Genomic DNA, 12,307 nt, shown 5'->3' with positions numbered 1-12,307 from the left:
TTATCCACTGCCAAAGTGAGATTGCAACCATGAACTATACACAACTAAGCCTTAGTGAACGATATCAGATTTCTGCCCTTAAAGGGGCAAAACAGAGTATTAAATTTATAGCAGACCAACTAAACAGAAGCCCAAGCACTATATCAAGAGAGCTTAGTCGCAATGAAAGTCAGCGTGGTTACCGTCCACAGTTTGCAGACAAACAAGCCTCAGCACGTCGGGCAAACAATGCCCTCACAATTGCTATAGACGTTTGGGACTGGGTCAAAGCCAAACTCAAAGAGCGTTGGAGTCCTGAACAGATTGCAGGCGTTCACGGTGGTATCAGCCATACCAGTATCTACCGCTATCTATGGAGCGATAAGAAACAAGGTGGCACCTTATGGCAGTATCTTAGGCGCAAAGCCAAGCCTTATCGACAAAGGCTCACAAGCGAGACTCGCGGGCGCATCAATGACAGAGTCTCAATCCATAAGCGTCCCTCTGTAGTAGAGGACAGGTCACGTATTGGCGACTCAGAAGCAGACACTATTATTGGGCAACACCATAAGCAAGCCATTGTGACTATAGTAGAACGCAGAACAGGGTTGCTTAGAATGCAACGAGTGACTAAAAAGAGTGCGGATTTAGTAGCTGATGCGATAATAACGTTATTGACACCCATCAGGCGTAACGTTATGACTATTACCTCTGACAATGGCAAAGAGTTTGCTGAGCATATAAAGATCAAAGAGAGGCTTTGCAGCATGTTCTACTTCGCTGACACCTTTGCTTCATGGCAAAGAGGAACAAACGAGAATACTAATGGCTTGATTAGGGAGTACCTGCCTAAAGGCTGTGACTTTAGACAAGTCTCTGATGAGCAAGTACAGGCTATTGAAAATCAGTTGAACGACAGACCAAGAAAACGATTGGCGTTCAAAACGCCTAATCAGGTGTTCTATAATAGAATCTAGCGTTGCACTTGGTGTGTTAATCTAGCTCTGTCAGATGTTACTAATACACCAAAAAAAACGGTACGTGTGAACTTCAATATTGACGAATAAAAGTACATTGCACTAAAAAATATGCGCTTGATAGTCGTAAGACAGTGACTCAGTTACTGACTGAGATGATCGATGAAAAAATGATTGAACGATAAATAAAATATTATTCCAATAAACCTTTTAACCTGCCTCTCTTTTATTTTTATAGGATTTTATTATGACAAGTACCCAACAACGTGCCGAACTACACCGCCAAATTTGGCAAATTGCAAATGAGGTTCGTGGTTCAGTAGATGGCTGGGACTTTAAGCAATATGTATTAGGTACTTTGTTTTATCGTTTTATCAGTGAGAACTTTGCCACTTATATTGAAGGCGGTGATGATAGCGTCAATTATGCCGCGCTTCCTGACAATGTGATTACTGATGATATTAAAGATGACGCCATTAAGACTAAAGGCTACTTCATTTATCCAAGCCAACTGTTTGCTAGTATTGCCGCAGGTGCGCATAGAAACGAGAATCTCAATACTGATCTAGCGGCTATATTTAAAGCGATTGAAGGCTCAGCCAATGGCTATCCATCCGAACCGGATATAAAAGGCTTGTTTGCTGACTTTGATACGACCAGTAACCGTTTAGGTAATACAGTTGCCGATAAGAACACGCGCTTATCAGCGGTGCTTAAAGGTGTGGCTGGTCTTAAACTAGATCAGTTCGCTGATAACCAAATCGATCTATTTGGTGATGCCTATGAGTATCTGATCTCTAACTATGCCGCTAATGCTGGTAAGTCAGGGGGCGAGTTCTTTACCCCACAAAGCGTCTCTAGGCTGATTGCACAAATTGCTATGCATAAGCAGGAAACCGTCAATAAGATTTATGATCCAGCGGCAGGGTCAGGCTCACTGTTACTGCAAGCTAAGAAGCATTTTGATAACCATATCATCGAAGAAGGCTTTTTTGGTCAGGAGATCAACCACACCACCTATAACCTTGCGCGTATGAATATGTTTTTACATAACATCAACTACGACAAGTTTAATATCGTGCTGGGCAATACGTTGTTAAATCCACATTTTGGTGACGATAAACCTTTTGATGCCATTGTCTCAAACCCTCCTTATTCAGTGAAATGGATAGGCAGCGACGACCCAACCCTGATTAATGATGAACGTTTTGCGCCTGCTGGCGTATTAGCACCCAAGTCTAAAGCCGATTTTGCGTTTGTGCTCCATGCATTGAATTACTTGTCCAGTAAAGGGCGTGCAGCGATTGTCTGCTTCCCTGGTATCTTCTATCGTGGTGGCGCTGAACAAAAAATCCGCCAATATTTAATAGACAACAACTACGTAGAAACAGTGATTTCTCTTCCAGCCAATCTATTCTTTGGTACAACTATCTCGGTCAATATTTTAGTACTATCCAAACACAAAACGGATAGTAAGACTCAGTTTATTAATGCAAGTAAGTTGTTCAAGACGGAGGCCAATACCAACGTCCTTACTGAGGCAAATATTGAACAGATTATGCAGCTATTCGATAGTAGGTCAGACAGCGATTACTTAGCCGCTAGTATCGACAATAGTGTGATTGCGACTAATGATTATAATCTGTCAGTCAGCGCCTACGTGGAAGCGGAAGACACGCGTAAAGTTATCGATATCACTACCCTCAATGCTGAGCTAAAAAATACCGTTGACAAGATTGATCAGCTGCGTGCTGATGTTGATACCATCATTGCGGAGATTGAGGTATGAGTAAGTTGAGTTACATGGGAAAACTACTCGATGGTATTGAAGTCGAATGGAAATCGTTGGGCGAAGTGGCAGAGGTTGGAACAGGACGTTCAAACCGTCAGGATGAAAACGAAAATGGAAAATATCCTTTTTATGTTCGTTCAAAAAACATTTTGAAATCAGATATATTTCAGTTTGATGAGATAGCAATAGTTGTCCCTGGCGAAGGTGCAATTGGTGATATTTTTCATTATGTTGAAGGTAAATATGCATTGCATCAGAGAGCATATAGAATTCATGTAACTCAAGATGAGCTAAATGCAAAGTTTTTATACTATCTAATGGCTGATAGTTTTAAAAAATACATTCTAGGAAAGAGTGTTGGAGCTACCTCGATATCAATTAGAAAGCCAATGCTTGAAAAATTTCTTATACCTATTCCACCCCTCAATATCCAAGCCGAAATCGTACGGATTTTAGATGTATTTACAGAACTTACCGCAGAACTTACAGCAGAACTTACAGCACGTAAGCATCAATACCTCTACTATCGTGATCAATTATTAACATTTAATGATAAGGAAGTTGAATGGAAAACATTAAAAGAAGTTGCTCTTGAGCTTGGTCGCGGAAAGTCAAAACATCGTCCAAGAAACGATTCAAGACTGTATGGAGGAGACGTACCCTTCATTCAAACAGGAGATATTAGGAATGCTTCTCATGTTATTAATGAGTACACACAAACTTATAGTAAGTTTGGATTGGAACAAAGCAAGTTATGGCCTGAAGGTACGCTTTGTATAACCATAGCAGCAAATATTGCGGAAACGACTATTCTTGGTTTTGACTCATGTTTTCCAGATAGTATTATAGGTTTTGTTGCAGATCCAGAACAAACAACTGCTAGCTATGTCGAGTATCTTTTAACTTCATTCAAATCGGAATTACAATCGCAAAGTACTGGTAGTGCCCAGAGAAATATAAATCTTGAAACTTTTGAACGTCTGCCTTTACCTTTTCCTTCCTTATTTGAACAACAACGTATTGTCACTATTCTAGATAAGTTTGATGCATTAACAACTTCACTCACTGAAGGCTTACCAGGCGAGATTGTTTTGCGTCAGCAGCAATATGAGTATTATCGAGAGCTACTTTTGAGTTTTCCTAAAGTAGAAGGTGATGCATAAAATGAGTAAATCATTAGAAGAAATCGCCAAAGAACTTAAAAAATCTAATAAAAAAGTTCAACTCATTTATGCTTTTAATGGTACAGGTAAAACTCGACTTTCAAGGAGGTTTAAAGAGCTTGTTGTACCCAAATCCATTAGTGAAGATGATGATGAGCAAGTAGAGCCTGCTCGTACTAAGATTCTCTATTACAGTGCTTTTACGGAAGATTTGTTCTATTGGGATAATGATTTAGATTTCGATGTAAAACCAAAACTCAAAATTCAGTCTAATACTTTTACTGACTGGTTACTTTGGTTGCTTAAGGAACAAGGACAAGATAGAAATATCACAACTAATTTTCAGCGTTATAGTAATAGTAAATTAACACCAAATTTCAGTCCAGATTTTTCCGAAGTAGATTTTTCGCTTGAAAGTGGTAATAACCAAAGCTTAAAAAACCTTAAAATTTCAAAAGGTGAGGAAAGTAACTTCATTTGGAGTGTATTTTACTCCTTGTTAGAGCAGGTATTTTCTGAATTAGATATTGAAGATGTAATGAATCGCTCCACAGATGCTTTTAATACTTTGGAATACATTTTTATAGACGATCCTGTAAGTTCGTTAGATGAAAATCACTTGATTGAGCTGGCAGTTGATCTTGCACTTTTGATTAAGTCTGCACCGCAGCCTCTGAAATTCATCGTTACGACCCACAACCCGCTTTTCTACAACGTTCTACTAAATGAATTTAATAATAAGCTATATAAAAGACCGGATGCTGAAGATAGAGAGTTGATTTATAAACAAAACCAATTTCAGAACTATCGCCTGAGTAAAAATAGTGATGGATCGGCTGAATTAGAAGAACTGTCTAATATTATTCCTTTTTCATATCATTTGTACTTACTTTCTGAAATAAAAAATGCCATCGCAAGCGATCAAATAAGAAAATATCATTTTAATTTCTTAAGAAATATTTTAGAAAAAACAGCAACATTTCTTGGGTACAAGAAATGGCCTGATCTCCTTCTTAAAACTGTTGATGGGAACCCGGATCCATTTGCAAATAGAATTGTTAATATTTCTAGTCATTCCGCACATGCCGGTGAAGAAACTGCTGAAATTGAAGAAAATGATAAAGAGAAGCTAAAACAAATGGTAGATTATTTGATTAATGAGTATGGATTCTGGAAGAAGGAAGAAGAATAAGATGACTGAACACACCAACACGATTGCGGAATCGAACAATTTTATCGTCCTCAATAAATATACCAAGTGTGATCAGCCCGATGGTGGCTATCAAACCGAAGACGATTTAGAGCGCGAGTTGCTCAAGGATTTAGACAATCAAGGCTATGAGTTTGTCGCTGATTTAAACTCACCCAAAACCATGTTGGCCAACGTACGTGTGCAGCTGCAAACCTTAAATAATATGAAGTTCACAGACGTTGAGTGGCAACGCTTTGTGATGGACTACCTCGATAACCCTAGCGACAACAGTACCGATAAAGCCCGTAAGATTCATGATGACCATATCCATGATTTTGTGTTTGACGACGGACGTCTTCAGAATATCGCGCTATTGGATAAGAAAAACATCCCACGCAATAAAGTACAGGTGATCAAACAGTTTGCCCAAACAGGCACACAGGCAAATCGTTATGACGTCACTATTTTGGTGAATGGCTTGCCATTGGTGCAAGTCGAGCTTAAAAAACGTGGCGTTGCCATTCGTGAAGCCTTCAACCAAGTGCATCGTTATAGCAAAGAAAGCTTTAACTCTGATAACTCCCTATATAAGTATATACAGCTGTTTGTGATATCAAACGGTACAGACACACGCTACTTTGCCAACACCACTAAGCGCAATAGAAACAGCTTTGATTTCACCATGAATTGGGCGAGATCAGACAACACCTTAATCAAAGACCTAAAAGACTTTACCGCTACTTTCTTCCAAAAAAACACCTTATTGAACGTGCTGATGCATTACACCGTCTTTGATATAAGCGACACCTCATTGGTGATGCGTCCGTATCAGATTGCCGCCACTGAGCGTATTTTGTGGAAGATAAACAGCGCCTACCAAGCCAAAAAGTGGAGCAGCCTTGAGAGTGGGGGCTATATATGGCATACCACAGGCTCAGGAAAGACACTAACCAGCTTTAAAGCTGCACGTTTGGCGACTGAGCTCGAATTTATTGATAAAGTATTTTTTGTGGTAGATCGTAAGGATCTGGATTACCAAACCATGAAAGAGTACCAGCGCTTCTCCCCTGAGAGTGTCAATGGCTCAGACAGTACCGCAGGTCTAAAACTTAACCTTGATAAAGACGATAATAAAATCGTCGTGACCACCATTCAAAAGCTGAATAACTTAATCAAAGGTGAAGGCGATTTGCCCATCTATGGTAAGCAAGTAGTGTTTATCTTTGATGAAGCACACCGTAGCCAATTCGGTGAAGCACAAAAAAACTTGAAAAAGAAGTTTAAAAAGTTCTATCAGTTCGGTTTTACGGGCACGCCTATCTTTCCGGAGAACGCTTTAGGGGCAGAGACTACCGCCAGTGTGTTTGGTCATGAACTGCATTCATATGTCATCACTGATGCCATTCGTGATGAAAAGGTTTTGAAGTTTAAAGTGGACTATAACGATGTACGCCCACAGTTTAGCGCCATTGAAACTGAACAGAACGAGACGAAACTTACCGCAGCAGAGAACAAGCAGCTGTTACTGCATCCTGATCGTATCAATGAGATATCAAAGTATGTGTTAACGCACTTTAGACAAAAAACCCACCGCTTAAAATCAGGGGGCAAAGGCTTTAATGCCATGTTTGCCGTCAGTAGCGTTGATGCGGCTAAAGCCTATTATGAAGCCTTGAACCACTTGCAAAAGGACAGCGATAAACCATTAAAGATCGCTACCATCTTCTCTTATGCCGCTAACGAAGAACAAGACGCATTGGGGGACATTCCCGATGAAGGCTTTGAGCCGACGGCAATGAACAGCAGCGCTAAAGAGTTTTTAAGCAGCGCTATTAGTGATTATAACGGCATGTTTAAGACCAATTATGGCGTAGATAGTAAGTCTTTCCAAAACTACTACCGTGACCTTGCAGAGCGTGTTATCAATCAGGAGGTGGATTTACTGGTTGTCGTTGGTATGTTCCTGACAGGTTTTGATGCGCCTACCTTGAACACTCTATTCGTGGATAAGAACCTGCGTTATCATGGCTTAATGCAAGCGTTCTCACGTACCAACCGTATCTATGATGCCACTAAGACCTTTGGCAACATCGTGACCTTTCGAGACTTAGAAAAGGCAACCATTGATGCTATTACCTTGTTTGGTGATAAAAACACTAAAAACGTGGTGCTAGAGAAGAGCTATAAAGAATATTTAGAAGGCTTTACCGATATCGCCACAGGCAAAGCGCGCCGTGGTTATTTGGAAGTGGTCAAAGAGCTGCAACAGCGCTTCCCTAATCCCGATGAGATTGTTAAAGAGTCCGACAAAAAAGACTTTGCTAAGTTATTCGGTGAGTATTTGCGCGTCGAGAATATCTTACAAAACTATGATGAATTTGCAGGGCTAAAAGCACTGCAAGACTTGGATGTGAACGATGCTGAGGCGATTGAGACGTTTAAGGATGAGCATTACTTAAACGACGATGACTTAGCCGCGATGCAAGCCATTAAAGTGCCTGCTGAACGTACCGTACAAGATTACCGTTCTGCCTATAACGACATACGTGATTGGCTTCGTCGTGAAAAAGCAGCTGACCAACAGGGAGAGTCTTCGATTGATTGGGATGATGTGGTTTTTGAAATAGATTTGCTCAAATCACAAGAGATCAACCTTGATTATATCCTTGAGTTGATTTTTGAGCATAATAAAAACACCAAAGACAAGTCGGCCTTGGTGGAAGAAGTACGTCGTTTGATTCGCGCAAGTATTGGTAACCGTGCCAAAGAGAGCCTAGTGGTTGATTTCATTAATCAAACCAATTTGGATAACATCCCTGATAAATCCAGCATCATTGATGCCTTCTTTAGCTATGCTCAGTTAGAGCAGCAACGTGAAGTCAAAGATATGATTACCGCTGAAAACCTGAATGAAGATGCCGCTAAGCGTTATATTACTGCCTCGCTAAAACGTGAGTATGCTAGTGAAAACGGCACAGAGCTGAATGCTATCTTGCCTAAGCTGAGTCCACTCAATCCGCAATACTTAACCAAGAAGCAAAGTGTTCTAGAGAAAATAGCTACTTTCGTTGAGAAGTTTAAAGGCGTGGGTGGGAAGGTTTAGCATTAGTTCTTATGAACTAAGCTTTTTCTATCAACTGGCTTTCTTATCGCTTTAATAATTCGATTAGTGTTATACCGTACTATTTGATAATGGGGTTTTATGTTTAGACGTAAAATTAATAAGCGTTTTAGACGTGGTTTATCTCTTATAGATGGTAGATCTCTTGTTTCAGAGGCTGGTAATGCTTTGGATATTAATACTTCGACTGCTTTTGACGGTCTTAAAGCCTTAAAATCTATGTCTGACGAGGATTTCAAAGTCTTACTTAATGATGTTAGAAACTCTTTATCTCCAATGAAAATATAGAAATTAGACATCTTATTGCTCATGGGATGCCTAAAAAGCATGTTGATACTGATACAGTTTTTTTTATAACAAGTAATCAGAAAGAGTGGAATATGAGAGTAAAGAACAGAAAAGAAAAGAGATTAAAGGACCCTGAGCTGTACGCCGATCGCCAAGATGCGGATGTCTTCTTTAGTACGATGAGTAAAGGAAGTGTAATATATCCAGTTATGTCGTTCTCATCCCTCCGAGGGTTAAAGTTAGCATTAATTCCTATCGAGAAATACTTTTCTGAATATGCCGCAATCGAAACAAAATAATTCTTTGCATCAAGCAATCTGTTGTTTTCTTTGTCATACCAGTCTTATGCAATCATTTTAGTGAGCCTGAACTATGCCCAAAAAGATATGTTCAAAACAGCCTAATAATACGGTTCCCTAGTGAGGACTTGAATATTTGGCTGTAGGCTAATGATATCAACGTTTTAAATAGCTGAAATATTCATAGTGTACTTCATGGTGTACTTACCATACATATTCTATTCGTGATTGGTGCGCTATACAGGCATCGAAACGTAGCCTTTGTAATAAGTACTGATGCTTTTTTGAGCCTGCTAGTTCACCTAAAGCAAAGCTTCTTATCTTAAACAGACATTTAAATAGATGGTCCATCTTCTCCAACTCCACTAATTGGCTTTGTATCAAAAATATACCTTCCAAATATCGAGTTGAAATCCTCTTCCGCATCTAGGAAATATTGTAAGACACCATCTAACAACTCTCGAAAAGTCGAGGCATACCATGTGACTCCTGGTGTAATATTGGATAAGACCTCTATTTTAAAACTTTTAAGGTCGGAAGGTACATTAAGTAAAGTACCAGTATCTAGCATAGGACTTATACTTGGCATATTAAACATTGCCAACATAAATGAAGATACACGATACTCTGAACGTAACCGATCAAATAAATCCTTACTTTCTTGAGAAAGCTTGTTGTACTCTTTATCACGGTGACGATTAAATTCTTCAGTGTACTGTAAAACACGATCCGCAGCATCCCCTACACGAGGACAGAAATATCTTGTCCACCAAGCTTCGAAATATCGTTGCTGAAACTCTAAATAAGTTAAACCAACAATGTTTGTACTTCTCGTATATTCTTTTGCGCCAGATTGTAGGCCGCGTTTAGAAATAATAAACCCAATATTAGCGCCAGTTTCATGCATAACAGTCGTAAAGGAATGTACGACGGATTGAGGTATAGATGAACCCCAGTTTTTGCATTCTACAATATATTTGATATTGTCCAAGCTCAGTCCATCGATCGCGAAAACATCAACATTAACAGAGCCACGTGGGGTAGGTATATTTACCTCAATATCTGACGACAAGCCAACATTGCGAAATATTCTCTTCACACCTAATTGAAGGTCTTGCCATTTATCAGGATATGGATTATCAATCATAAAGTTTAAAGTGTCCTTTTAGCTAAGCGTAAGAATTGTTCTATCTAACTCATGTATATCGTGGTGTGCCTTTCAAGCTTGATATATCTACTCGATCACCGATACCCTTTTCAATAGCTATTTTTCGAACCTTCTCAATATCTGCGTTCGATAGAAATGGTCCAAGATGAATTCGCTCAATCAGATCGGTTATTTCAAATTTAACTTTTATACCGTGCTCAGGTATATTTACTCCAAACTCTTCTGCCAATCGAAGAGAAATACCTATCCGAAATTCTTTTTCCCAGTCGAAAGCAGTATGCTTATGCCAAAACCGCTCTATCATACTAACTTTCAGTTTTCCTTTGGTAAGATCAATATATTTGACATTGCCAACACATAGATTTTCTTCAGCGTACTTAGGGTTTAATCTAAACGGTTGTATGGATTTTTTTATCTTATCCAAGTTGGTTTGTATAGCTACACCCTTCCACTTATCGGCGTATAACTGCCACATGGCATCACTTTCGTACAAGGATCTATGCCAACAACTTACTTTGATTAAACGTTTTAATTCTTCAAAAGCTTTTTCAGTACCTTCAGTTTTCGCATAACGTGGATCTATTTTGTATTCTGGAGATACTATAGCTACAGCTCCTTCAAACTTATCATCAAACTCACGAGCTGAAGCAAAGTACAACTCACCAGTGATCAAAAAATCTATTAGCCTTTCTGTTTTAAAGTATCGCCATAATGGTTCTATACTATTTGGTTCATCGCCGATAAAGTTCATAATCTCTCCTAATTGGTTTATTGCATATTCTTAAGGATAGTTTCCACTTTTATATAGAATTCATTAGCCTTATCGCATATAGTCGATGCACTTGTAGTCATACCCCAAAACTCATCAACAAAAATTTCAACGGCTATTAACAAATGCTCTGCAGCTAGATTAGAATCAATATATTTTGATGGAATATGTAAACTTTCATTATCCCGCGCAAAATACAGTGATTTCTCCCTTAGTGATGAATATGCGCCAGAACTATAGCCTTCGAAAATCTCCTCAGCTCTATCAGCACCAATACTATTAGCTATGCGGTCACCAATTAGATAAACATGTGATATTGCAATTTTATGTTTCATACCATGGTTAAAGAGATGATCTTTTCCTCGTTTTACTTTTAGTAAATCTTTTTGCTGTGCTGCACGCATATATCCAGCTTTTATTTTGGCAATTTCTTCAAATATTGTGATTGATAAAAAAAGAGAGGGGGCAAAACTATCATTCTTCAACAAAGTATATGATGCGAATATCAAATCGTAAATGTGAGCAACAGCGTCGTTATACTCTTCTCGACCATGTAAGCCCGTATACCCATCTGAAAATATTACAGAAGCTTCTACAGCTATGTTATGTCCGCTCTTATCCACAATTTTACTCTCTCTTATTTATTTTATGATAAATATAAAATACACGTAATTATTATTTTAGCGTATACCCCAGTGGAACCAGTTATTTCACCCTTTAAACCTATTAACAGACTACTTAAAATAGACCGCTATAATGGAACCACTTCAAGTACCCTACCATTAGACTATACATAAAATATAAAATAATTAAATGATAATAACCCTATCATTAGACTTTTTTTAGTTATTAAATGATAGTATTATCGCTGAACATTAAAATATAAGTCTAAAAGATAAGGTAATGTTATGACAGTCAGAATCTATGTGAGGGCTAGTACCAAAGATCAAGACGCTAAAAGAGCATTGACTGATTTGATTAGCTTTAGCAAAAGTTATGATGATAGCTATGTTGAGTATATTGAGAACTATAGTGGAACTAAGCTAGATAGACCAGCACTAAACAAGTTACTTGATAACGCTAATCAAGGCGATATTCTATTAGTAGAAAGCGTAGACAGACTCAGCCGACTATCACAAGAAAACTTCGCTATCTTAAAGCAAAGAATCAAAGATAAGGGATTAAGGCTAGTTGTTGCAGACCTACCTACTACTCATACAATCAGTGATGGTATGACTGGAGAGATACTAGCTGTAGTAAATAATATGTTGATCGATTTGTTAGCTACTATGGCAAAGTTAGATAATGACAAAAGAAGAGAACGTATTAAACAAGGTTTAGCTAACAGCGGTTATAAGCCTAATGGTAAGACAGCTAATACGGCAAAAAATAAACGTATCTTAGAATTAAATAGTAAAAACAATATGACTAAAGATGAGATAGCGAATGCAGTTGGGGTTAATGTATCAACGGTTTATCGAGTGATAAGAGAAGGCTAATAGATAGACTTGCATAATTGGTACTAGTAATGACTGTTGGAAAATATGATGCTATCACTC

10 protein-coding genes are annotated in these 12,307 nt (G+C 38.5%); 7 read left to right on the top strand and 3 right to left on the bottom strand.

Annotated features, from left to right (window positions below; genetic code table 11):
• Positions 1 to 29 precede the first annotated feature (29 nt).
• From U1P77_RS11245 to U1P77_RS11220, 6 genes are all read left to right on the top strand, one after another.
• Positions 30 to 956, top strand: coding sequence for an IS30 family transposase (locus U1P77_RS11245; RefSeq protein WP_321155072.1), 927 nt, complete (start codon positions 30 to 32; stop codon positions 954 to 956).
• 247 nt (positions 957 to 1,203) lie between these two features.
• The gene (locus U1P77_RS11240; RefSeq protein ID WP_321155071.1) at positions 1,204 to 2,745 is read left to right on the top strand and encodes a type I restriction-modification system subunit M; all 1,542 of its coding nucleotides are present in this window, start codon (positions 1,204 to 1,206) and stop codon (positions 2,743 to 2,745) included.
• Positions 2,742 to 3,911, top strand: coding sequence for a restriction endonuclease subunit S (locus U1P77_RS11235; protein WP_321155070.1), 1,170 nt, complete (start codon positions 2,742 to 2,744; stop codon positions 3,909 to 3,911). The genes U1P77_RS11240 and U1P77_RS11235 overlap by 4 nt, the downstream gene beginning before the upstream one ends.
• Position 3,912: 1 nt before the next feature.
• The gene (locus U1P77_RS11230) at positions 3,913 to 5,103 is read left to right on the top strand and encodes an AAA family ATPase (RefSeq protein WP_321155069.1); all 1,191 of its coding nucleotides are present in this window, start codon (positions 3,913 to 3,915) and stop codon (positions 5,101 to 5,103) included.
• Between the two features lies 1 nt (position 5,104).
• Positions 5,105 to 8,206, top strand: a complete 3,102-nt coding sequence (locus U1P77_RS11225) for an HsdR family type I site-specific deoxyribonuclease (protein WP_321155068.1) — start codon at positions 5,105 to 5,107, stop codon at positions 8,204 to 8,206.
• Between the two features lie 99 nt (positions 8,207 to 8,305).
• Entirely contained in the window at positions 8,306 to 8,512 is a 207-nt protein-coding gene (locus tag U1P77_RS11220) for a hypothetical protein (RefSeq protein WP_321155067.1), read from the top strand.
• 633 nt (positions 8,513 to 9,145) lie between these two features.
• On the opposite strand, the gene U1P77_RS11215 is transcribed toward U1P77_RS11220, so the two are convergent.
• Genes U1P77_RS11215 through U1P77_RS11205 form a run of 3 tightly spaced genes read right to left on the bottom strand, consistent with a single transcriptional unit; the run spans position 9,146 to position 11,371 of the window.
• Entirely contained in the window at positions 9,146 to 9,958 is an 813-nt protein-coding gene (locus U1P77_RS11215) for a restriction endonuclease (RefSeq protein WP_321155066.1), read from the bottom strand.
• Positions 9,959 to 10,007: 49 nt separating this feature from the next.
• Positions 10,008 to 10,730: a DUF2971 domain-containing protein gene (locus U1P77_RS11210; protein WP_321155065.1), complete on the bottom strand. Its 723-nt coding sequence runs from the start codon at positions 10,728 to 10,730 to the stop codon at positions 10,008 to 10,010.
• A gap of 17 nt (positions 10,731 to 10,747) precedes the next feature.
• The gene (locus U1P77_RS11205) at positions 10,748 to 11,371 is read right to left on the bottom strand and encodes an AbiV family abortive infection protein (RefSeq protein WP_321155064.1); all 624 of its coding nucleotides are present in this window, start codon (positions 11,369 to 11,371) and stop codon (positions 10,748 to 10,750) included.
• A gap of 285 nt (positions 11,372 to 11,656) precedes the next feature.
• On the opposite strand from U1P77_RS11205, the gene U1P77_RS11200 reads away from it, so the two are divergent.
• Positions 11,657 to 12,247, top strand: coding sequence for a recombinase family protein (locus U1P77_RS11200; protein WP_321155063.1), 591 nt, complete (start codon positions 11,657 to 11,659; stop codon positions 12,245 to 12,247).
• Positions 12,248 to 12,307 lie beyond the last annotated feature (60 nt).

Origin of the sequence: Psychrobacter sp. LV10R520-6 (genome assembly GCF_900182925.1) — a bacterium.
In the GTDB taxonomy this organism is placed as follows: domain Bacteria; phylum Pseudomonadota; class Gammaproteobacteria; order Pseudomonadales; family Moraxellaceae; genus Psychrobacter.
This window is presented reverse-complemented; position numbering and strand designations above follow the sequence as displayed.

Bases quoted from the DNA above. Each gene is read 5' to 3' on its own strand.
- U1P77_RS11200 (WP_321155063.1), top strand. From the start codon at position 11,657: ATGACAGTCAGAATCTATGTGAGGGCTAGTACCAAAGATCAAGACGCT.
- U1P77_RS11245 (WP_321155072.1), top strand. From the start codon at position 30: ATGAACTATACACAACTAAGCCTTAGTGAACGATATCAGATTTCTGCC.
- U1P77_RS11240 (WP_321155071.1), top strand. From the start codon at position 1,204: ATGACAAGTACCCAACAACGTGCCGAACTACACCGCCAAATTTGGCAA.
- U1P77_RS11225 (WP_321155068.1), top strand. From the start codon at position 5,105: ATGACTGAACACACCAACACGATTGCGGAATCGAACAATTTTATCGTC.
- U1P77_RS11215 (WP_321155066.1), bottom strand. From the start codon at position 9,958: ATGATTGATAATCCATATCCTGATAAATGGCAAGACCTTCAATTAGGT.
- U1P77_RS11235 (WP_321155070.1), top strand. From the start codon at position 2,742: ATGAGTAAGTTGAGTTACATGGGAAAACTACTCGATGGTATTGAAGTC.
- U1P77_RS11230 (WP_321155069.1), top strand. From the start codon at position 3,913: ATGAGTAAATCATTAGAAGAAATCGCCAAAGAACTTAAAAAATCTAAT.
- U1P77_RS11210 (WP_321155065.1), bottom strand. From the start codon at position 10,730: ATGAACTTTATCGGCGATGAACCAAATAGTATAGAACCATTATGGCGA.
- U1P77_RS11220 (WP_321155067.1), top strand. From the start codon at position 8,306: ATGTTTAGACGTAAAATTAATAAGCGTTTTAGACGTGGTTTATCTCTT.